The organism is Streptomyces sp. NPDC091377, from assembly GCF_044757045.1.
Classification (GTDB): domain Bacteria; phylum Actinomycetota; class Actinomycetes; order Streptomycetales; family Streptomycetaceae; genus Streptomyces.
Window position 1 is genome coordinate 442464 of sequence record NZ_JBIVUE010000002.1, and the last position, 21139, is coordinate 463602.

A 21139-nucleotide genomic window follows, 5' to 3' on the forward strand; every position below is an offset into this window, starting at 1 on the left:
AAGACGGCCTTGCCTGGACAAGGCCATCCCCATGTGGTCCCCCGAACGGAGAACGTCCTGTGCGCATCACCGACATCCAGCACTGCGAGGTGCGGCCGGGACGGCTCGTCGAATGGACCCTGAGTCCGGCGACCGTCGCCACCGCCGCCGCGCTGCCGGACGACTCCCGGCCGCCCGCCTACATCCAGGAGGCGCACATCACCACGGCCCGTGCCGTACGGGAGGACGGCCAGTACGTGCCGACCTGGCTCGGCTCGGCCTTCGACCTCCCCGGCGCAGTCGACCTGGACGCCCTCCAGGAGGCCCTGCACCGCTGGACCCTGCGGCACGAGACGCTGCGCAGCGGTTTCCGGCTGAGCGGTGGCGCGCTGCGCCGCTTCACCCTGGACACCGGTTCGGTGGCCCTGCACCGCGAGACGGTCGGCGACTTCACCGACCCGGACGCGCTGGTGCGGTACCTCCAGGACCGGTTCGACGTGGCGGCGGACGCGCTCGCCTGGCCGAACTACCTGTACACGGCCGTGGTCCGCGCCGACTCCACGAGTGTGTACATGGCCTTCGACCACTCCAACGTGGACGCCTACTCGGTGCACCGCATCCCGGCCGAACTCCATGACCTCTACACCGCGGCCGTCGAGGGGCGGGTGCTGGAGGAGCCGCCGGTCGGCAGCTACGTCGACTTCTGCGAGGGCGAGCGGGCGGACGCCGACCGGATCGACGCGGGCCATGAGATGGTCACGCGCTGGCGGGAGTTCATCCGGCGCTGCGAGGGACGGCTGCCGGCCTTCCCGGTGGACCTCGGGCTCGACGCCGGGCCCGGTCCGCTGCCCCGGCAGAAGCTGATGCGGGAGCCGCTGGTGGACGCGGAGGCCGCCGCCGCGTTCGAGGCGCGGTGCCGGCCGTTCGGGGGGAGCGGGGTGGGGGTGCTCGCGGCGACCGCGCTCGTCCTGCGGGAGATCGGCGAGGCGTCCGTGTACCGCACGGTGCTGCCCTTCCACACCCGGGCCAAGTCCCGCTGGTCGGAGTCGGTGGGGTGGTACGTGGGCGGGGCGCCGATCGAGGTGCCGCTCGGCCCGGACCTGGACTTCGCGGGCGCGCTGCGCACGGTCCGCGCGCAGATGCACACCAACCGGACGCTGGCCCGGATGCCGATGGCCCGGGTGCTGCAACTGCTCGGCGCGGACTTCCGGCCCACGTCGCCGGACCTGTACTCCATCGTGTCGTTCATCGACACACGGTCCCTGCCGGGGGCCCGGGACTGGGAGCGGCAGTCGGCGTACGGACTGATCCGGGTCTCCTACGGCGATCAGGTGTGCGTGTGGATCAACCGGATGCACGAGGGGTTGTGGCTGGCCAGCCGGTATCCGGACACGGATGTGGCGCAGAAGAACATGCGGCTCTACGTGGAGCGGCTGCGGGATGTGATCAAGGAGGTGGGAGATGGAGGGGACGGCTGAGGCGGTGGGTGGGAGGCGCCCCCACCCCGGGTGGACCTCCCGGAAGGAGTTCCCGTGTCGTCGTTCACATCACCGTGCCCATCGTCGTCCTCGTCGTCCTCGTCGTCCTCGTCGTCCTCATCGTCCTCATCGCCTTCTTCGATCTCACCGCCGCCGGTGTCGCCGTCGTCGCCGTCGGTGTCGCGCAGAAACCTGCTCCGCGGCGCCGCGTCGGTGGGTGTCGTCGGTCCCGCGCTCGCCTCGCTGGGGGCCGTCGCGTCCGCCGCGGGCGGCGGTGCCCCGCCGGGGGCCGGCCTCACCGGCGTCACCCTCAAGGTCCTCGTCGCCTCCCCGCACCTCGCCCTGCACCGCACGGTCCTGGCACCCGCGTGGCAGGAGCTGACCGGGGGCACGCTGGAGGTGACCGCCCTGGACGACGCGCGGCTCACCGGGCGGATCATCGACGACGTGACAAGCGGCACCGGCCGCTTCGACGTCTTCGATCACCCCTACCCCGGGCTCGGCGCCCTCGCGGAGGCCGGGGCACTGCTGGATCTCACCGGCTGGATCGGGACCCGGCGCGGGCTGGACACCGAGGACTTCCTGACGTCGGTGTACGACGCGTGCACCCTGTACCGGGGCCGCCGCTACGGGCTGCCCCATGACGCCGACCAGCACCTGGTGTTCTTCAACCGGGAACTCCTCGGCGCCCACGGGCTGCGTCCGCCGGCGACCTGGGACGAGTTCGACGCGATCGCCGCACGGCTCACCCGCGAGGGCGGCGGCCGGTACCACGGCGCCGTGCTCCGGCGGCAGCCGCACACGCGGGAGTTGGGCTGCTCCTTCGTCAACCGGCTCGTCGGCCACGGGGGCGACCTCGTGGACCGCTCGGGCCGGCCGACGCTGACCACGGGCGCGGCCGTCGCCGCCGTACGGCATCTGATCGCGGTCGCCCCGCACGCGCTGCACGTCCCGCCGGGGCGGCCGGGTGCCGACCCGGCGGCCGACGCGTTCCTCGGCGGCCGGGTCGGGCTGATCGAGTCCTGGACCGGGCTGGCGCGGCGGGCCGACGACCCGGCGCGGTCGGAGATCGCGGGGAAGTGGGGGGCGGTCGCCCTCCCCCTCGGTGGACGCAACCGGCGCCGCCGCACCCCGCTCAACGGCGGGTACGTCCTCGGTGTCTCCCCCGCCTCGCAGCACCGCGCGGCGGCGCTCGCCTACCTCACGTGGGCGACCGGGAAGGACATGACGCGGTGGCAGGCGACCCGTCCGCACGGCGCGCCCGCCCCCGGCCGGGCCGGGGTGCTGCACTCCGAGGAGTACGCGCGGACCGCGCCCGGCACGGTCGGGCTGATCCGGGACGGGCTGGACGGCACCCCCGTGGTCTGGCCCAAGGGCGCCCAGGACCCCGCCAACCTCCAGCGGTTGGTGGACGAACTGGCGCTCGCGGTGGCGGGTGAGCAGAGCGCGACCCGGGCCCTGCGCACCGCCCAGGCGGGATGGCGCCACTGACGCGGGAGGCGGAACGGGCCGCGCCGCCGCCCCGGGTCGGTTGGTCCGGGGCGGCGGCGCGGTCGTCGCGGGGCGGGGTCGGTTGGTCCGGGGCGGCGGCGCGGTCGTCGCGGGGCGGGGTCGGTCAGTGGTTGCGGGGCGGGGGTCGGTCAGTGGTTGCGGGGGAAGCCCAGGTCCACGCCGGTCGGGGCCTCGGACGGGTCCGGCCAGCGGGTCGTGACGACCTTGCCGCGGGTGTAGAAGTGGGTGCCGTCGTTGCCGTAGATGTGGTGGTCGCCGAAGAGGGAGTCCTTCCAGCCGCCGAAGCTGTGGTAGCCGACGGGGACCGGGATCGGGACGTTGACGCCGACCATGCCGGCCTCGATCTCCAGCTGGAAGCGGCGGGCGGCGCCGCCGTCGCGGGTGAAGATCGCGGTGCCGTTGCCGAACGGGGAGGCGTTCATGAGGGCCACGCCCTCGTCGTAGGTGTCCACGCGCAGCACGCACAGGACCGGGCCGAAGATCTCGTCCCGGTACGCCTTCGCCGAGGTCGGGACCTTGTCCAGGAGCGAGATGCCGATCCAGTGGCCGTCCTCGAAGCCCTCCACGGTGTGGCCGGTGCCGTCCAGGACGACCTCGGCGCCCTCGGCGGCGGCGCCGGTGACGTAGGAGGCCACCTTGTCGCGGTGGGCGGCGGTGATCAGCGGGCCCATCTCGGAGGTGGGGTCGTTGCCGGGGCCGATCTTGATCTTCTCGGCCCGCTCGCGGATCTTCGCGACGAGTTCGTCGCCGATGGCGCCGACGGCCACCACGGCGGAGATCGCCATGCAGCGCTCGCCCGCCGAGCCGTAGGCGGCGCTGACCGCGGCGTCGGCGGCGGCGTCGAGGTCGGCGTCCGGGAGGACCAGCATGTGGTTCTTGGCGCCGCCGAGCGCCTGGACGCGCTTGCCGTGGGCGGAGGCGGTGGTGTGGATGTGGCGGGCGATGGGGGTGGAGCCGACGAAGGAGACCGCCTTGACGTCGGGGTGCTCCAGGAGCCGGTCCACGGCCACCTTGTCGCCGTTGACGACATTGAAGACACCGTCGGGCAGTCCGGCCTCGGCCAGCAGCTCGGCGATCTTCAGGGCGGGGGACGGGTCCTTCTCGGACGGCTTCAGCACGAAGGTGTTGCCGGTCGCGATGGCGAGCGGGAACATCCACATCGGGACCATCGCCGGGAAGTTGAACGGCGTGATGCCCGCGACGACGCCGAGCGGCTGGCGGATGGAGGCCACGTCGACCCGGCTGGCGACCTGGGTGGACAGCTCGCCCTTGAGCTGGACGTTGATCCCGCAGGCCAGGTCGACGATCTCCAGGCCGCGGGCGACCTCGCCGAGGGCGTCGGAGTGGACCTTGCCGTGCTCGGCGGTGATCAGCTCGGCGATCGCGTCCCGGTTGGCGTCGAGCAGCGCGCGGAACCTGAACAGGACGGTCGTGCGCTGGGCCAGCGAGGACTGGCCCCAGGTGGCGAACGCGTCCTTGGCGGCGGCCACCGCGGCGTCCACCTCGTCCACCGACGCGAAGGCGACCTGGGTGGTGACCGCGCCGGTCGCCGGGTCGGTGACCGGCCCGAACATGCCCGACGCGCCGTCGACGGCCTTCCCGCCGATCCAGTGGTTGACGATCTTCGTCATGACCGAGTACTCCTTCACAGATGGCGCGTCTTCACAGAGGGCGGCGTCGGGTCGAGATCTGTTGTTCGTAGCGCTCCCGGGCCTCGACCGCGGCGGGTCGGGTCGCGGTCGCGGCCACAGGTACATCCCACCAGGCCATCGCCGGGGGCGCTCCCGACACTGTGTCGGTCGTTCGGGTCTCCACGTAGACACATGTGGGAGTGTCGGCGGCCCGTGCCGTCGCGAGCGCTTCCCGCAGCTCACCCACGGTCCGGGCGCGCAGCACCCGCAGACCGAGGCTCTCGGCGTTGGTGGCGAGGTCGACGGGGAGCGGGGCGCCGGTGAAGGTGCCGTCGGGGGCGCGGTAGCGGTACGCGGTGCCGAAGCGCTCGGCGCCGGTCTCCTCGGAGAGCCCGCCGATGGAGGCGTACCCGTGGTTCTGCACCAGCAGGACCTTGATCGCCAGGCCCTCCTGCACGGCGGTGACGATCTCGGTGGGCATCATCAGATAGGTGCCGTCGCCGACCAGCGCCCACACCGGCCGGCCGGGCGCGGCGAGTTGCACCCCGAGGGCGGCGGGGATCTCGTAGCCCATGCAGGAGTAGCCGTACTCCAGGTGGTACTGGTCGTGCGACCGGGCCCGCCAGAGTTTGTGCAGGTCGCCGGGGAGCGAGCCGGCCGCGTTGATGATGATGTCGGTGCCGTCCACCAGGGCGTCCAGCGCGCCGAGCACCTGGGTCTGGGTGGGGCGGGCGTCCGGGTCGGCGGCGCGGTAGGCGGTGTCCACCCGGCGCTCCCAGTCGGCCTTGGCCCCGGTGTAGGCGGTGACGTAGGCGTCCGGGACCCGGTGGTCGTGGACGAGGAGCCCCTCGGTCAGTTCGGACAGGCCGCTGCGGGCGTCGGCGACGAGCGGGAGCCCGGCGAGCTTGTGGCCGTCGTAGGGGGCGATGTTGAGGTTGAGGAAGCGGACGCCGTCGCCGGTGAAGAGGGTGTTCGAGGCGGTGGTGAAGTCGGTGTAGCGGGTGCCGACGCCGATCACCAGGTCGGCGGCGCGGGCGAGGTCGTCGGCGGTGGCGGTGCCGGTGTGGCCGATGCCGCCGACGTCCTGGGGGTGGTCGTGGGACAGGGAGCCCTTGCCGGCCTGGGTGGAGGCGACGGGGATGCCGGTGGTCTCGGCGAACTCGGCGAGCGCGGACTCGGCGCGGCTGTGGTGGACGCCGCCGCCCGCGACGATCAGGGGCCGGCGGGCGGAGCGGATCGCGGTGACGGCCTCGGCGAGTTCGGTGGGGTCGGCGCCGGGCCGTCGTACGGTCCACACCCGGTCGGTGAAGAACGCGGCCGGCCAGTCGTACGCCTCCGCCTGGACGTCCTGCGGGAGGGCGAGGGTGACGGCGCCGGTCTCGATCGGGTCGGTGAGCACCCGCATCGCCTGGAGGGCGGCCGGGATCAGGGCCTCGGGGCGGGTGATCCGGTCGAAGTAGCGGGACACCGGGCGCAGGGTGTCGTTGACGGAGAGGTCTCCCGCGTGGGGCACTTCGAGCTGCTGGAGGACCGGGTCGGCGGGGCGGGTGGCGAAGGTGTCGCCGGGCAGCAGCAGGACGGGGAGGTGGTTGATGGTGGCGAGGGCGGCGCCGGTGACCAGGTTGGTGGCGCCGGGGCCGATGGAGGTGGTCACCGCGTGGGTGGACAGACGGCCGGACTGGCGGGCGTAGCCGACGGCCGCGTGCACCATGGCCTGTTCGTTGCGGCCCTGGTGGAAGGGCATGGTGTCGGCGTGCTCGACGAGGGCCTGACCGAGCCCGGCGACATTGCCGTGGCCGAAGATGCCCCAGGTGGCGCCGATGAGCCGGCGGCGGACCCCGTCGCGCTCGGTGTACTGGGCGCAGAGGAAGCGGACCAGGGCCTGGGCGACGGTGAGCCGGGTGGTCGCGTCCGCGGCGGGGGCGGCGGTGTGGGCCGGGGCGGGAACGGCGGTGTGGGCCGGGGTGGGGGCGGTCATCGGTATCCCTCCGCGCTGTCGAGGTGGTCCGGGTGGAAGCAGATCCGCCACTCCCGGGTCTCCCCCGGGCCCGCCATGACGTTGAGGTAGTACATGTCGTGGCCGGGCTGGGCGATGGACGGTCCGTGCCAGCCGTCCGGGACGAGGACGGCGTCACCGGAGCGCACCTCGGCGAGCAGGTCGGCGCCGCCGTCGCGGGAGGGGGAGATCCGCTGGTAGCCGAGGCCGTGCGGGCCGTCGATCTCGAAGTAGTAGATCTCCTCCAGCTCGGACTCCTCGCCGGGCCGGTGCTCGTCGTGCTTGTGCGGCGGGTACGACGACCAGTTGCCGCCGGGGGTGATCACCTCGACGGCGATCAGCTTGTCGCACGCGAAGGCGTCGGCGGAGGCGAAGTTGCGGACCTGGCGGGCCCGGTTGCCGCTGCCGCGCTGTTCCAGGGGGACCTCCGACGCGGGGCCGTAGCGGGCGGGGAGTCGTCGCTCGCACTTCGCTCCTGCCAGGGCGAAGCGGCCTCCCGCGTCGGAGGAGATCTGGGCCTGGGCGTCCCGGGGCACGTACGCGAAGTCGGTGACCGACGCGAACACGCCCTCCCGGCCCAGGAGTCGGAGGTTTTCGTCCCCAACTCGTACGGTACATCCGCCTTCCAGGGGCAGCACGATCCATTCGCTGTCGCCGGCGGTGAGGGTATGGGTGCCGCCGGGCGCCAAGGTGACGATCCGGAGGCCGCAGTGTGACCAGCCGGCCGACTCCGGGTCGATGCGGAGGGTGTGGTGGGGGTCGGCGGTGGTGCCGTCGGGCAGGTGCAGACGGGGTGGTGTCGTGTCCGTACGGGGTGGTGTCGTGTCCATGGCGTCCCTCGCGGTGCGGCTCACAGCAGTCCTACGGCGGTGTCGACGGCGGCGGTCACGTCCCCGTCCGCCGGATACAGCAGGGATCTGCCCACCACCAGACCGCGCACGGTGGGCAGTCGGAGGGCGCCGCGCCACTTCTCGTACGCCCCGTCCTGATCGGCCCCGACCTCGCCGCCCAGCAGCACGGCGGGCAGGGTGCTGGTCTCCATCACCCGGGCCATGTCGTCGGGGTTCTCGGTGACGGGCAGTTTCAGCCAGGTGTAGGCGGAACTGCCGCCGAGGCCGGAGGCGATGGCGATGGAGCGGGTGACGGCCTCGGCGGAGAGGTCGTTGCGCAGCCGTCCGCCCGGGTCGCGGCGGCTGATGAAGGGTTCCACGAAGACCGGGAGACGGTGGGCGGCCATCGCGTCGATCGTGCGGGCGGTGGACTCCAGGGTGGTGAGCGAACCGGGGTCGTCGTAGTCGATGCGCAGCAGGAGTTTGCCCGCGTCGAAGCGGTGGCGCCGGAGGTCCTCGGGGCGGTGGCCGGTGAAGCGGTCGTCCAGTTCGAAGGAGGCGCCCTGGAGGCCGCCGCGGTTCATCGAGCCCATGACGACCTTGCCGTCCAGGGCGCCGAGGAGGAGCAGGTCGTCCAGGATGTCGGCGGTGGCGAGGACACCGTCGACGCCGGGCCGGCCGAGCGCGAGGCAGAGGCGGCCGAGCAGGTCGGCGCGGTTGGCCATGGCGAGTCCCCGGTCCCCGACGCCGAGGGCGCCGCGGGCGGGGTGGTCGGCGGCCACGATCATCAGCCGTCCGGTGGGGCCGAGCAGGGGGCGCCGGGTGCGGCGGGCGGCGGCCTCGGCGACGGCTTCGGGGTGTTCGGCGCGGGTGCGGACGAGCCGGGCGATGTCGATGTCCACGCCGGTGTCGATGTCCACGTCGGTGTCGATTCCGGCGTCGACGGGGCGGGGGTGCCGCCCGGTGCTGCTGTCCGGGTTTCCGGGCCCGACGGTCACTTGACGGCTCCCGCGGTGAGGGCCGTCTCGATCTCGGCCGGGGTGGGCATCGCCGAGGAGCACTCCAGGCGGGAGGCGACGATGGCTCCGGCGGCGTTGGCGTGGCGTACGGTCCGCTCCAGGTCCCAGCCGGAGAGCAGTCCGTGGCACAGGGCGCCGCCGAAGGCGTCCCCGGCGCCGAGGCCGTTGAGGACGGTCACCGGGAGCGGCGGCACCTCGGCGCGCTCGCCGTCGCGGCCGACGGCGAGGACGCCCTTGGGTCCCTGTTTGACGACGGCGAGTTCGACGCCCGCGTCGAGCAGTGCGCGGGCGGCGGCGTGCGGGTCGCGGACGCCGGTGGCGATCTCGACCTCGTCCAGGTTGCCGACGGCGACGGTGGTGTGGCGCAGGGCCTCGGCGTAGAAGGAGCGGGCCTCGGCCGGGTCCGGCCAGAACATGGGGCGCCAGTCGAGGTCGAAGACGGTGGTGCCGGCCTTGGCGCGGTGGGCGAGCGCGGTGAGGGTCGCCGTACGGCTCGGCTCCTCGCTCAGTCCGGTGCCGGTGACCCAGAAGATCCGGGTCTCGCGGATCGCGTCCAGGTCCAGTTCCCCGGCGGCGATCTCCAGGTCGGGGGCCTTGGGCTGCCGGTAGAAGTAGAGCGGGAAGTCGTCCGGCGGGAAGATCTCGCAGAAGGTGACGGGGGTGGGCAGCGCGGGTACGGGGGTGACCCAGCGGTCGTCGACCCCGAAGTCGCGCAGGGCCTCGTGGAGGTAGGTGCCGAAGGGGTCGTCGCCGGTGCGGGTGATCACGGCGGTGCGGCGGCCGAGCCGGGCCGCGGCGACCGCCACGTTGGTGGCCGAGCCGCCGAGGAACTTGCCGAAGGACGTCACCTGCGGCAGCGGGACCCCGGTCTGCAACGGATACAGGTCCACACCGATCCGCCCCATGGTGATCAGGTCGTACGCCATCGAGTTCCCTTCGTGCCGTCGGTTCGGCTCGCTCCGGTCGCCATCGTTCGGCTCACTCCGGTTTTTCTAGTCGCGTCCCGGTGACCCTGTCAATGTTTTGTCCAGACATTCTGACCAGAGAGCCGCATGGCGTCCAGCGGGCTTACCCGAAGAGGGACATCACACCATCACACCCCTTTGCATCACCCCTGTCACAAACACCACCCCCATGTCACATCTGTCCCATGTGTACGGAGTCTTGGTCACACCCGGTCGACAGCCCCGGCCCGGTCCTCACTCCGCGTCGCCCGCCGGGCGCAGGCTGGGTGATCGCCAGCGCAGCGCCCGGCTCCTCCGACGGCCGCCCCAGGCCGCCGCCGCGGCGTGCGCAGGGAGGTACGACTCATGACCGACCGACGGCTCTGGTCCTACCAGGACATCGCGGCGCACATCCGGGTACGGCCCGAGACCGTGCGCTCCTATCGCAAGCACGGTCTGCTGCCCGCGCCGGACCACGTCGAGGGCGGAAGGCCGTACTGGTACGCCGACACCGTCCGCACCTGGGTCGCCGCCCGCCCGGGGAACCGCAACCGGCGGGAGGGGTAGGAGGGCGGGGCGATATTCGATTGCCCCGGCTGCGGCTCGGCTCGCAGGATCCTGGGATGAGCTTCCTGGTCAAACCCGTACTCACCGGTGAACGCACCGTCCTGCGGCCCTTCACCGAGGCCGACGCGGAGGCGATGTGGCGGATCCTGGAGGACCCCGAGGTCCTGCGCTTCACCTCCGACCCGTCCGGCGACCCCGCCGACGGGCCCTCCTACGACTCGGTCCGCTCCTGGTACGCCACCCGTACCGAGCAGCCCGACCGCCTCGACCTCGCCGTCACCGACCGGGAGACCGGCGAGGTGGTCGGCGAGGTCGTCCTCAACGAGTGGGAACCGCACCACCGCTCCTGCAACTTCCGCACCCTGATCGGCCCCCGGGGCCGCGACCGCGGCCTCGGTACCGAGGCGGTCCGGCTGATCGTCGGCCATGGCTTCGAGCGGCTCGGCCTCCACCGGATCTCCCTGGAGGTCTACGGCGACAACCCGCGCGCCCGGCGGGCCTACGAGAAGGTCGGCTTCGTCACCGAGGGCGTCCTGCGGGAATCCTCCCTCCGCGAGGGCGCGTGGGTGGACGAGGTGCAGATGGCGATCCTGGACCGGGAGTGGGCCCGGCACCGGGGCCGTCCGGAAGAGCCCGACACCGTCGACGGCGGGCTCAGCGCCGGCCGAACGGCAACGCCTGCCCTTGCCACGATCGAGGCACCCTCACCGCCGGCGGCACGGGCGCCGGCCCTACCGACCCGGCGGGCTCTGCTGCCGCGCAGGTGGCCTGCGCGCGGGTGAGCGGTCCAGGGCTGCCGCGGATCCGGAGAGGGGTGCGGTCTGCCGGGGCGTTCGCGGGCACAGGTGGCGGCAGACGTGGATGTCGCCGCCGGGCCCGCTGGCGCCGGGGTTCATGACCGTCTCGGCGATCGCTGGGATCAGCGGCCGGTCACACCGGGCGCAGTACACCCAGGCTCCTGCGGTCGGACGGCTGACAGCGGCCGGTGTGCGCGTGGCCGCGGCGGGGGCGGGGCCCGACCTGGTCGGCGATCAGGGCGACGTCCCCGCGTCGGAGGCGTGACGAGGTCCGCGCCGCTCCTCCATGGGGTGGGTCAGGGACTCGTAGTGGTCGCACAGGGCCATCACCGAGCGGGCGAGAAGCTGCGCGTGGGCGATCCCCGCGGGCAGGGAGGTGGCGGCGGGCTCCCTGCCGAGCCGCAGCCGCGCCTCCTCGACACCGACGCGGGCGCAGGCGCCGGGGATGTCACCCACGGGATACCCGGCCGCCGCCTCCACGACGACGGGGATGGCGAGCATCAGATGCCCCCGCAGACGGCCGGTGAGAAGCTCCAGTTGCTCCTCGGTGGGCAACCGGGCGTGATCGCCGAGGATGCTCCGGGCGGCGTCGCGCATGGCGGAGAGGTCCAGGACACTGCTCATACGGCCCTCCGCCGGGCGAGGCGGTAGAGGGCGCGGCCGATGGCGCAGATGGCCTTGTTCGCCGTGCACTCCTCGCACCGGGGTACGTGCTCCAGCAGCGCCTCGTGCGCCCGTTCGCCGGTGTGCTCGCGGCAGGCCCGGGGGAACCAGTGGACGTCGCCCCGGCGCTCACCGAGGTCGACGGCGGTCTCGGCCGTGAGCGGGGGCTCTGTGGCGTCCCACACGCAGGTCGCGCCCCTCGCCTGGTCCACGGACAGGGCGTCCAGCGGCGGGCACGCCACGAGGGCGAGCGCGTCGGGGGGTGTCACAGTCTCGGTCGTCGCCATGGGCGCGTCTCCCTGGGGAAGTGATCGCTGCTCCACGGACCGTAATGAGTGCGGGCGAACGCGATACAGGCACGTTCCGTGGCCGTTGTGGCACATCGGCCACCGGAACCGGCACGGAACGTGTCCCTCTAGTGAGCGCCGAAGAACGTCGCCAAGTCCCGTTGCTTCGAGGTCAGTCGGCGCCGCTTGCTCTTTCCGAGCGCGTCGTGGAACGTGTCCGATGCCATCCGCTGGTGCCTCAGCCACTCCGGCGTCTCGTCCAGCAGCGACCAGAGGATGTCCGTGGCGTCGTCCGGGCGCCGCAGCATCGCGTACGCCTGCGCCACGTCCAGCAGGTGGCGGCGCTGGAACAGCCGCCCTTTCGCGTCCGCCGGGACAGGCATCCGCTCCGACAGGCGCAGCACCCGGTCCGGGCGCTCCGCCACCAGTTGGTTCTCGATCCCCTGGAACGCCACCGTCCTCCAGTCGAACCGGCCCCACGACGACACGGCCAGGGCCTGTCCGCCGCCCAGCGCGGCACCGGCCGTGCGGCCGAGCCGGAGTATCTCCCGCGCCTCCCGGGGGCGGTTGTTGCGGGCCGCCGCCGCACTGGCGTGCACGAGCAGCTTGCCCCAGGCACCGAGGGACTGCCGGGTCGCCCGCGAGATCCGCGGCTCGATGGCGTCCGCCGTGGTGATACTGACCAACTCGGCCTCGTCCAGACGGCTCTGCCTCATCAGCAGCCACCCCTGCTGGTACACGGCGGCGGCAACGGCTGCCGTGTCGTCGACCTGTACGGCGTCCTTGATGGCGTCGCGCAGCGCCACGTGGGCGAGGTCGTACGCGCGGACCTGCGTCAGATACCGGCCGGCCATCTGGAGGGTGTCCGAACGCACCCGCAACGCCGCCGTGTTCTCCGGGCCGTTGTCGTAGTGCCGTACGGCGTCGTGCGCGGCGTGGACCAGGCCGGGCAGCAGGTCGGCGACCTCGTCGTAGCGGTCCTCGTGGTAGGCCACGCCGACCTCGCGGGCCGCGGCCTGGAGGCTCGGCAGGTCCGGTTCGGTGGCGGTGTCGCGACCGGGCAGGCGGCCCGTGAAGGTGACGGGGGGTGCGATGGCCTGCCGCAGCGGCATGAGGTCGATGTTGTCCTCGTCGTCGCGGGTGGTGGCGTGGGGCCCGGCGGACTCGAAGAGGGCGCTGGTGCGGACGCCGAGAGCGCGGGCGAGAGCGTGGTAGTTCTCCAGGCGGGCGGTACCGCCGCGTTCCAACTTCTTCACCACTCCGAGGCTGAGTCCTGCGCGTTCGGCGAGGCGCTCCTGGGTGAGGCCGCGACGGCGCCGCAGTGCGCGGAGGAGTTCGCCGGGGTGTGCGGGTGCGGGGTCGGTGCGCTCGGGCATACTGGGCTCCGTTCTGACCTGGACACTCAGAACGGTACGCCTCGCGGCCCCCGCGAACACGGGGAGCCGCGGTGCTGTTGACGGTCGGCAGGGAAGTCCTCTCCAGCTGAAGGAGCGACGTGACCACGATCGCCGTGACCGGGCACATGGATCTCACCGATGCCGGTGTCCCCTTGGTGCGGGACGCCCTGCGCGAGGTCCTCAAGCCGTACGCCGACGGCCCGCTCACCGGTGTCTCCTGTCTCGCGAAGGGATCCGATTCGCTGTTCGCGGAGGTCGTGCTGGAACTGGGCGGGCACTTGGTCGCCGTCATCCCCTCCCAGGACTACCGGCGGAACAAGGTCAAGCCCGACCACGTGGAGACCTTCGACCGGCTCACCTCGGTCGCGGACGAGGTGCTCGTGCTTCCCCACGCGAGCGCCAACCGGTCGGCGTACGAGGACGCCAACAGGACGCTGCTCCAGCGGGCCGAGCGCCTTGTCGCCGTCTGGGACGGCTCGCCGCCGAGCGGCAAGGGCGGCGGTACCGCGGATACCGTTCTGGAAGCCCGCGGCGCCGGGCTACCCGTCGATGTGGTCTGGCCCGAAGGCGCCGCCCGGAGGTCTTGAACCCCCCTCCGCGCAGCGCCGCGGGCCCGCTTCCCGTGTCACGTCACGTCGCCCGGCGCGGGAACCCTGGTCCGTCAGCTTCTCGTTCCCGCCCCGGCGTCCGCGTGGTCCGGTGTCTCCCGGGGCCGGCTGGGCTTCCCGTCCGGGGCGGGCTGCGGGGGCGGGGGCTCGCTCTCGCTCAGGCCGAAGCGGTGGTGGAGCCGGCGCAGCGGGGCCGGGGCCCACCACGTGGCCCGGCCGGTCAGCCGCATGACCGAGGGGACCAGCAGACTGCGGACCACCATCGCGTCCATCAGCACGGCCAGGGCGATGCCCAGGCCCAGCATCTTGGTGTTGGTGACCCGGGAGGTGCCTATCGCGACCAGCACCACCGCCAGGATGACCGCCGCCGCCGTGATCAGACCGCCGGTGCGCTGGAGGCCGTGCCGTACGGACTCGCGATGGTCGCCCGTCTTGTCGTACTCCTCCTTGATGCGGGAGAGCAGGAACACCCCGTAATCCATGGAGAGTCCGAAGGCCATGCAAAACATCAGGACGGGGACGGTGGTCTCGATGGAGCCGGGGCTGGTGAAGCCCAGGGGGCCGGAGAGATGGCCGTCCTGGAAGACCCAGACCACCGCGCCGAACATCGCCGTCAGGCTGAGCGCGTTGAGCACCACCGCCTGGATCGGGATGAGCACACTGCCGGTGAGCAGGAAGACCAGGATCAGGGTGACCACGGTGATGAAGAGCGCCGCCCAGGGCAGTTTCTCGCCGATGGCGTCCTTGGAGTCGACCAGGACCGCCGCCGCACCCGTCACCTTGGTGTCGAACGGGGCGTCCACGGAGCGCAGTTCGGCCACCAGCCGCTGGGCGGGCTCGTCCACCGCCTCGCCCTTCGGCTGCACCGTGAAGTACGCCGTGTCGCCCTTCACCAGCGGGCCGTCGACCCGCAGGGCGTCCGGGAGCGCGGCGACGCGCTGCTTGTACGCGGCGTACTGCGTCCCGGTCGCCCGCCCCTCGGCGAGGATCTCCAGACCGCCGCCGGGGTTGCCCGGGAAGCCGTCGCGGATGTGCTGCTGCACGACATGGGACTCGGCGCTGGACGGGAGCTGGCGGTCGTCCGCCGTGCCGAACTTGACGCCCAGGAAGGGCAGTCCGAGCAGGACGAGCACGGCCGTGGTGCCCAGCGCGAAGAACGGGGCCCTGCGCATCACCAGGGTGGCCGTACGCCCCCAGGCCCGGCCCTCCTCCCGCTCGCCCGGCCCGTCCGGCCGGGGCCGCCGGCCGCGGCGCAGCGCCCGGCGCAGGTCCAGGGAGTTGACCCGGTGGCCGAGCAGGAGCAGGGCCGCCGGGAGCAGGATCAGCGCCGCGGCGGCGGCCAGCAGCACCACGGCGATCCCGGCGTAGGCGAAGGAGCGCAGGAAGTACTGCGGGAAGAGCAGCATCGCCGCGAGCGAGACCGCGACGGTGAGGGCGGAGAACAGCACCGTGCGGCCGGCCGTGCGCAGGGTGGTGCCGACCGCGGTCGACGGGTCGTCGCCGAGGGCCAGTTGTTCGCGGAAGCGGCGGACGATGAAGAGGGCGTAGTCGATGGCGAGGCCGAGGCCGAGGGCGGTGGTGAGGTTGAGGGCGAAGACGGAGACGTCGGTGAACTCGGTCAGTCCGCGCAGCACGGCGTTGGTGCCGAGGATCGCGACGATGCCGACACCGAGCGGGAGCAGGGCGGCGACGGCGCTGCCGAAGACCATCACGAGCAGCACGAGCGTCACGGGCAGGGCGATCAGCTCGGCCCGCAGCAGGTCCTCCTCGATGGTGGTCTGCATCTCGTGCATCACGGAGACCATGCCGCCGAGCTGTACGTCGACCGGGCCGTGGGTGCCGCGGAAGTCGGGGGCGATGCGCTCCAGCGTCCTGCTCGCCTCGCTCTCGTCGCCGGTGATACGGGCGGCGATCAGGGCCTGACGGCCGTCCTCGGCGCGCAGGGCGGGCGAACCCGTCCGCCAGTAGGAGCCGACGCCGATGACGCCCTCCTCGGCGGCGAGGCGCTCGGCCAGCCGGTCGGCCTCGGCGGCGACGGCGGGGTCGTCCACCGACGCCTCCCCGGCGTCGACCAGGAGCAGGAAGTTGGGCTGGGAGTCGGGGAAGGCCCGCTCCAGGGCGCTGGTCGCGTAGGTCGACTCGGCGTCCGGGTCCTCCCAGCCGCCGCTGCCGAGGCGGTCGGCGACCCCGCCGCCCGCCAGCACGGCGAGCGCGGTCAGCACCAGCGCGACCAGCAGGGACAGCCGGGGGCGGGCGGTCACGAACCGCGTCCAGCCGCCTTGCCGGGGCGGTCGCGGCGGCGTGTTGACTTCGGTCATGCTGCGGTGTCCCCTTCACCATGACCCCCGCTTCCGTGCGCCGGGTGTGCGCGTGTGCGCAGGCAGGCGGCAGCGGGGCAGGGGTCAGTCATTGCCATAGACTGACAAACACGAGACATCGCTCGCGTTTCTCCAGAATGCGAGTAGACACTCGTGTTTGTCAATCATGATCGGAGAGCTGGGGATCACTCGTGCCGGACACACAGCCCACCGCGGCCGACGCCGACCAGGCGGACCAGGCCGACCAGGCCGACCAGGCCGACCAGGCCGATGAGCGGCCCCGGCGGCGGCAGGCCCGGGGAGAGCGGCGGATCGCGCAACTGCTGGACGCCGCCGCCACGGTGTTCACCACGAGCGGATACACGGCCGCCAGCACCAACGCCATCGCCCGCGAGGCGGGGGTCTCACCGGGCACGCTGTACCAGTTCTTCCCGAACAAGGAAGCGATCGCCATCGAGCTGGGCGAGCGGCTGATGCACAAGATGCGGGACACGTACGGCGAGGCGCTCGACGCGGTCGATCCGGCGGCGCCGATGGAACTGGTGGTCACCTCGGCCGTGGACCGGTTCATCGCGTTCAACTCCGAACACCCGGCGTTCTTCGCCCTGATGCACGGCCCCGACGTGCCCGGCCGGATGGCCGAGGAGCACGAGGCGCTGCACGCGTCCCTGGTCGAGCGGATCCAGGCCCTACTCTCCTCGCTCCTCCCGGACGGCCGCCACGCCGACATCGAGCGCACCGCCAACGTCTGCCTCAGCGTCTACAAGGCGGGCCTGGAACTGGTCCTCGCCAGCGAGGGCGCCGAGCGCGACGCCTATGTCGCCGAGCTGAAGCACGTACTCGTCCGCTATCTCGAACCCCTCGTCGGCGACTGCGCGGACCCGGCCGACCCCGCCACGGCACCGCTCGGATGACAGGCACCGGCACCATCTCCCGGACTGCGCGGCGGACCCGGCCCCTTTAGGGTTCGGACAAAACGCCCAGACGTAGACGTTTCCGTGGTCGGCGCCGCCCGCCGCGGACCGCGCAGCCCAAGGGACCCGCCGTGACCCACTCCTCGCCGCCGCCCGGCGCACCCCGAGCCCGTATCCCCGGCCCCCAGCAGCCGTCGCCCGCGCAGCCGCAGATCCGGGCCGGGCTGTGGCGGCGCTGCCTGTGGGGCGGCCTCGCCCTGTGGGTGCTGACCGCGCTGGTGACGTACGCGACGAAGAACACCACCCTGCTGCCCACCCTGATCCTGCTGGGCAGCTTCCTGGTGCCGGTCACCTTCGTGCTGTGGGCCTACGAGCGCCACGGCCGGGACCTCGGCACCGGGGTGATCCTCGGCTGCTTCCTGACCGGCGGCGTCCTCGGCGTCCTGGGCGCCTCCCTGATGGAGTACTACCTCCTGCACCCGTCCCTGTGGATGTTCCTCGGCGTCGGGCTGATCGAGGAGGCGGTGAAGCTGGGCGCGCTGATGTTCGTCCTGCGCCGCCAGCCGTGGATCCGCGGACTGCGCTACGGCATCGTCCTCGGCGCGACGGTCGGGTTCGGGTTCGCCGCGCTGGAGAGCGCGGGGTACGCGTTCAACGCGGCCGTCTCCACCGAGGGCATCGATCTGCGGGCACTGCTGGAGACGGAGATCCTGCGCGGGGTGCTGGCCCCGTTCGGGCACGGGCTGTGGACGGCGATCGCGGGGGGCGTGCTCCTGGCGTACCGGCGCCCGGACGGGCGGTACCGCCTGACCGCCCCGCTGCTCTGGACGTACCTCGGGGTCTCGGCGCTGCACGCGCTATGGGACTCGACGCACGGCATCGCGGTGTGGCTGGTGACGCATCTGACCGAGACGAACCTCCAGCGGGAGCTGTTCGCCCAGGGGTACATCCCGCGCCCGACCCCGGAGCAGCAGCATCTGTTCACGGTGTTCTCGGTGGGCGCGATGGTCGTGGTGGCCCTGCTGGGGCTGATCTGGGCGCGGGCGCTCGCGCGACGCGACCCCTCTTGGAGAAATACCCCCTAGGGGTATACTCTGACTCTTGACGGCGCTCCTCGTGGGCCCCGTCGACCTCACCTGTCCCGACCAGGACTCGTCCCGACCAGGGCCCGGCTCGCCCGGGCCCCGTCTCGACTAGGAGAACGCCATGACCGCCCAGACCGACACCACCGGCTCCGTCACCACCGTCTACCAGGTGACCGGGATGACCTGCGGCCACTGCGAGGGGGCCGTCTCCGAGGAGATCTCCCGGATCGCCGGCGTCAGCTCGGTGCAGGCCGTGGCGAAGTCCGGCGAGGTCACCGTGGTCTCCGCCGCGCCGCTGGACGAGGAGGCCGTACGCGCCGCCGTGGACGAGGCGGGCTACGAACTCACCGGCCGCGCCTGAGCGCCATCCCGACCGCCGCACCGGCCGTCGGACCGACCGGGCCGTGGGGCGAGTCCCGCCCACGGCCCGGTCGGTCGTTTCCGGACAACCCCGGACGACTGCGGGCGACCCCGGACGGCTCCGGGCACCCGTCCACCGCGCCGAACAGCCCGCGATTGCATACGTTCCACTGAACGACCGGTGAATCCGAACGGAAGTTACCGCGGGTTCGCCGAAGTCGTGACCTGGGACCCCCTGGAGTCCGGCGCGCGCCTCACATAAGCTCTTCACAAGGCTCGCGCATCTCCATTACGCATGAGCCCCGTTCCGCCGATCACGTCGCTTGCGTAGCAAACGGGACAAATGCAAGAGACGCAGATCACAGTGATGCGAACGTAACCATCGAAGGGGTTCGAAGGTCTAAGTTGACGATGTCAGACGACGTCTTGGGGGGCGTCGGATGGCGTCTGGGGATGTCTTGGGGGACTTCCTCAGAATTGCGTTGCCGGGACACGTACACCGGGGAGCTTTGAGCGGCCCTCCCAGCGTGCGCTGTCCCGGCAGATGCATCGGATACACAACTGCACAGCCGCGAACACCGCGGCACCCGAGTGCGGCGAGTTTTGCTCGTTGCGCTCAGACAGCGAATTCAGGCGCTGGTCTCCACAGACGCCCGGCCGGATCCCGTGGGGGGAATCCGCACCGGGACATGGGAAGGCGCCCTGGTCGTCGGCCCGTGGGGGGACTGGCGCCAGGGCGCCTTCTGTCATTCCGGCCACCGCCTCCGGACCGCCTCCACCTCCGGACCGCGTCCGCCAACCCTTCCGGAGCGCCTCCGTCGCCGTTGCCCCGCTTCCGCGCCGTCGCGCGCGCCCCCCTCCTTCGGCCTCCCGCGACCTCCCGGCGCCCCCCGGCGCCTCTCTCCGGGCCCGCCAAGACGCCGGGCATCTCCCCCGACCCCCAGGCCCCCCAGCGGCCCCACAGGCCCCGCAAGCCCCGCAAGCCCCACAGCAGGCCGCACCGGCCCCACCAGCTCCACAGGCCGCACCGGTCCCACCGGTCCCACCAACCCCGCCCACTCCACGCACCCCAACCCGCCCCTCCCCCCACACACACAACAGGCCCCGTACACCACCACAGTGGAATACGGGGCCCGAGGGAGAATCGTTCAGCGTGCCTCGACGGGAACGAAGTCGCGCTCGACCACGCCGGTGTAGATCTGGCGCGGACGGCCGATGCGGGAGCCCGGCTCCTTGATCATCTCGTGCCACTGGGCGATCCAGCCCGGGAGCCGGCCGAGGGCGAAAAGGACCGTGAACATCTCGGTCGGGAAGCCCATGGCCCGGTAGATCAGACCGGTGTAGAAGTCGACGTTCGGGTAGAGCTTGCGCTCGGTGAAGTAGTCGTCGGAGAGCGCGTGCTCCTCCAGCTTCAGGGCGATGTCCAGCAGTTCGTCGGACTTGCCCAGGGCGGAGAGGACATCGTGCGCGGCGGCCTTGATGATCTTGGCGCGCGGGTCGAAGTTCTTGTAGACCCGGTGGCCGAAGCCCATCAGGCGGACGCCGTCCTCCTTGTTCTTCACCTTGCGGATGAAGGTGTCGACATCGCCGCCGGAGTCGCGGATGCCCTCCAGCATCTCCAGCACGGACTGGTTGGCGCCGCCGTGCAGCGGGCCCCACAGGGCGCTGATACCGGCCGAGATGGAGGCGAACATGTTCGCCTGCGAGGAGCCGACCAGCCGGACCGTGGACGTCGAACAGTTCTGCTCGTGGTCCGCGTGCAGGATGAGGAGCTTGTCGAGGGCGGCGACGACCGTCGGGTCCAGCTCGAACTCCTGTGCGGGGACCGAGAAGGTCATCCGGAGGAAGTTCTCGACATAGCCGAGGTCGTTGCGCGGGTAGACGAACGGGTGACCGATCGACTTCTTGTACGCGTACGCCGCGATGGTCGGGAGCTTGGCGAGCAGTCGGGTCGTGGAGAGGTTGCGCTGCCTCTCGTCGAACGGGTTGTGGCTGTCCTGGTAGAAGGTGGACAGCGCCGAGACGACCGACGACAGCATCGCCATCGGGTGGGCGTCGCGCGGGAAGCCCTTGTAGAAGTTCTTGACGTCCTCATGCAGCAGGGTGTGCTGCGTGATGTCGTTCTTGAACACGGAGAGCTCGTCGACGGTCGGAAGCTCGCCGTTGATCAGCAGATAGGCGACCTCCAGGAAGGTGGAGCGCTCGGCCAGCTGCTCGATCGGGTAACCGCGGTACCGAAGGATGCCCTGTTCACCGTCGAGATAGGTGATGGCGGATTTATAGGCGGCGGTGTTGCCGTAGCCGCTGTCCAGGGTCACGAGCCCGGTCTGGGAACGCAGCTTCCCGATGTCGAAGCCCTTGTCGCCGACGGTGCTGTCGATCACCGGGTAGGTGTACTCGCTGCCGTCGTACCGCAGTACTACAGAGTTGTCGCTCACGTCTTCCCTCACCGACGTAGTGCCTCATCTTCGAGGTGCCCTGACTGTCTCTACCATCCCCCATTTGGCTCAGGAGAGTGCACTCGGGGTCGACCATTGGGCTAATCGGCGGCACTCAGTGCCGCCAACTTGCCATCCTGCCCGCTCGATCCGGCATCCGGTAGTGGTCTGTGACCTTCGTGACTCATTTGATCGATCATTTTTCTGTGAGCTGACGCTGTCCGGTGCCGGAGCGTCGGGAGCCCCCGTACGGGAGTCCCGGAGCCACGGGGCCACGTACCGGAGTCACCTACCGGAATCGGATACGGAAGTCACG

17 protein-coding genes and 1 pseudogene are annotated in these 21139 nt (G+C 71.9%); 8 read left to right on the forward strand and 10 right to left on the reverse strand.

Translation table 11 applies throughout. The annotated features are described in order from the left end of the window. Positions 1–59: 59 nt before the first annotated feature. Together ACIQNG_RS06000 and ACIQNG_RS06005 are read left to right on the forward strand one after the other, a co-directional pair. A complete protein-coding gene (locus ACIQNG_RS06000) occupies positions 60–1457 on the forward strand; it encodes a condensation domain-containing protein (protein WP_401433031.1) in 1398 nt (465 codons plus the stop codon). Positions 1458–1634: 177 nt separating this feature from the next. Beyond that, a complete protein-coding gene (locus ACIQNG_RS06005) occupies positions 1635–2948 on the forward strand; it encodes an ABC transporter substrate-binding protein (protein WP_401482793.1) in 1314 nt (437 codons plus the stop codon). Between the two features lie 149 nt (positions 2949–3097). On the opposite strand, the gene mmsA is transcribed toward ACIQNG_RS06005, so the two are convergent. From mmsA to iolC, 5 genes are all read right to left on the reverse strand, one after another. Continuing rightward, positions 3098–4600: a CoA-acylating methylmalonate-semialdehyde dehydrogenase gene (gene mmsA / locus ACIQNG_RS06010; protein WP_401482794.1), complete on the reverse strand. Its 1503-nt coding sequence runs from the start codon at positions 4598–4600 to the stop codon at positions 3098–3100. A 31-nt stretch (positions 4601–4631) separates the two neighbouring features. After that, positions 4632–6578 carry a 3D-(3,5/4)-trihydroxycyclohexane-1,2-dione acylhydrolase (decyclizing) gene (gene iolD, locus ACIQNG_RS06015; RefSeq protein WP_401482795.1) on the reverse strand — a complete coding sequence of 649 codons (1947 nt, stop codon included), beginning with the start codon at positions 6576–6578 and terminating at the stop codon, positions 4632–4634. After that, on the reverse strand, positions 6575–7426 hold the full coding sequence (gene iolB / locus ACIQNG_RS06020) for a 5-deoxy-glucuronate isomerase (RefSeq protein WP_401483054.1): 852 nt from the start codon (positions 7424–7426) through the stop codon (positions 6575–6577). The genes iolD and iolB overlap by 4 nt, the downstream gene beginning before the upstream one ends. A gap of 20 nt (positions 7427–7446) precedes the next feature. Beyond that, entirely contained in the window at positions 7447–8328 is an 882-nt protein-coding gene (locus ACIQNG_RS06025; protein ID WP_401483056.1) for a deoxyribose-phosphate aldolase, read from the reverse strand. A 92-nt stretch (positions 8329–8420) separates the two neighbouring features. Beyond that, positions 8421–9371, reverse strand: coding sequence for a 5-dehydro-2-deoxygluconokinase (iolC, locus tag ACIQNG_RS06030; RefSeq protein ID WP_401482796.1), 951 nt, complete (start codon positions 9369–9371; stop codon positions 8421–8423). Between the two features lie 384 nt (positions 9372–9755). Here iolC and ACIQNG_RS06035 point away from each other — a divergent pair, with 384 nt between their 5' ends. After that, positions 9756–9956 carry a helix-turn-helix transcriptional regulator gene (locus ACIQNG_RS06035; protein ID WP_401482797.1) on the forward strand — a complete coding sequence of 67 codons (201 nt, stop codon included), beginning with the start codon at positions 9756–9758 and terminating at the stop codon, positions 9954–9956. 56 nt (positions 9957–10012) lie between these two features. Continuing rightward, positions 10013–10564: pseudogene (locus tag ACIQNG_RS06040) on the forward strand (GNAT family N-acetyltransferase); the annotation flags it as partial. Between the two features lie 423 nt (positions 10565–10987). Here the strand turns inward: ACIQNG_RS06040 and ACIQNG_RS06045 are convergent. The 3 genes from ACIQNG_RS06045 to ACIQNG_RS06055 form a co-directional block, all read right to left on the reverse strand. Further along, complete coding sequence (locus ACIQNG_RS06045; RefSeq protein ID WP_401433052.1) at positions 10988–11377, reverse strand: DUF6415 family natural product biosynthesis protein; 390 nt, start codon at positions 11375–11377, stop codon at positions 10988–10990. After that, positions 11374–11703: a hypothetical protein gene (locus ACIQNG_RS06050; protein WP_401482798.1), complete on the reverse strand. Its 330-nt coding sequence runs from the start codon at positions 11701–11703 to the stop codon at positions 11374–11376. Before ACIQNG_RS06050 ends, ACIQNG_RS06045 begins: the two co-directional genes overlap by 4 nt. A 128-nt stretch (positions 11704–11831) precedes the next feature. After that, positions 11832–13079: a helix-turn-helix domain-containing protein gene (locus tag ACIQNG_RS06055; protein ID WP_401482799.1), complete on the reverse strand. Its 1248-nt coding sequence runs from the start codon at positions 13077–13079 to the stop codon at positions 11832–11834. A 119-nt stretch (positions 13080–13198) separates the two neighbouring features. Here ACIQNG_RS06055 and ACIQNG_RS06060 point away from each other — a divergent pair, with 119 nt between their 5' ends. Then, entirely contained in the window at positions 13199–13687 is a 489-nt protein-coding gene (locus tag ACIQNG_RS06060; protein ID WP_401482800.1) for a hypothetical protein, read from the forward strand. 74 nt (positions 13688–13761) lie between these two features. Here ACIQNG_RS06060 and ACIQNG_RS06065 read toward each other — a convergent pair whose 3' ends face one another. Beyond that, positions 13762–16026, reverse strand: coding sequence for an MMPL family transporter (locus tag ACIQNG_RS06065; protein ID WP_401482801.1), 2265 nt, complete (start codon positions 16024–16026; stop codon positions 13762–13764). A 311-nt stretch (positions 16027–16337) separates the two neighbouring features. Here ACIQNG_RS06065 and ACIQNG_RS06070 point away from each other — a divergent pair, with 311 nt between their 5' ends. From ACIQNG_RS06070 to ACIQNG_RS06080, 3 genes are all read left to right on the forward strand, one after another. Further along, a complete protein-coding gene (locus ACIQNG_RS06070; protein ID WP_401483058.1) occupies positions 16338–16940 on the forward strand; it encodes a TetR family transcriptional regulator in 603 nt (200 codons plus the stop codon). 131 nt (positions 16941–17071) lie between these two features. Then, entirely contained in the window at positions 17072–18025 is a 954-nt protein-coding gene (locus tag ACIQNG_RS06075; protein ID WP_401482802.1) for a PrsW family intramembrane metalloprotease, read from the forward strand. 121 nt (positions 18026–18146) lie between these two features. Then, positions 18147–18386: a heavy-metal-associated domain-containing protein gene (locus ACIQNG_RS06080; protein WP_401433070.1), complete on the forward strand. Its 240-nt coding sequence runs from the start codon at positions 18147–18149 to the stop codon at positions 18384–18386. 1147 nt (positions 18387–19533) lie between these two features. Here ACIQNG_RS06080 and ACIQNG_RS06085 read toward each other — a convergent pair. Next, positions 19534–20823 (reverse strand): citrate synthase, encoded by a 1290-nt coding sequence (locus ACIQNG_RS06085; RefSeq protein WP_401482803.1) that lies wholly within the window; start codon positions 20821–20823, stop codon positions 19534–19536. Between the last annotated feature and the right edge of the window lie 316 nt (positions 20824–21139).

What these genes read in the sequence shown, in the direction of transcription:
- ACIQNG_RS06055 (WP_401482799.1), bottom strand. Translation starts at nt 13,079, where the DNA reads ATGCCCGAGCGCACCGACCCCGCACCCGCACACCCCGGCGAACTCCTC.
- ACIQNG_RS06065 (WP_401482801.1), bottom strand. Translation starts at nt 16,026, where the DNA reads ATGACCGAAGTCAACACGCCGCCGCGACCGCCCCGGCAAGGCGGCTGG.
- mmsA (WP_401482794.1), bottom strand. Translation starts at nt 4,600, where the DNA reads ATGACGAAGATCGTCAACCACTGGATCGGCGGGAAGGCCGTCGACGGC.
- ACIQNG_RS06080 (WP_401433070.1), top strand. Translation starts at nt 18,147, where the DNA reads ATGACCGCCCAGACCGACACCACCGGCTCCGTCACCACCGTCTACCAG.
- ACIQNG_RS06035 (WP_401482797.1), top strand. Translation starts at nt 9,756, where the DNA reads ATGACCGACCGACGGCTCTGGTCCTACCAGGACATCGCGGCGCACATC.
- iolB (WP_401483054.1), bottom strand. Translation starts at nt 7,426, where the DNA reads ATGGACACGACACCACCCCGTACGGACACGACACCACCCCGTCTGCAC.
- iolC (WP_401482796.1), bottom strand. Translation starts at nt 9,371, where the DNA reads ATGGCGTACGACCTGATCACCATGGGGCGGATCGGTGTGGACCTGTAT.
- iolD (WP_401482795.1), bottom strand. Translation starts at nt 6,578, where the DNA reads ATGACCGCCCCCACCCCGGCCCACACCGCCGTTCCCGCCCCGGCCCAC.
- ACIQNG_RS06050 (WP_401482798.1), bottom strand. Translation starts at nt 11,703, where the DNA reads ATGGCGACGACCGAGACTGTGACACCCCCCGACGCGCTCGCCCTCGTG.
- ACIQNG_RS06045 (WP_401433052.1), bottom strand. Translation starts at nt 11,377, where the DNA reads ATGAGCAGTGTCCTGGACCTCTCCGCCATGCGCGACGCCGCCCGGAGC.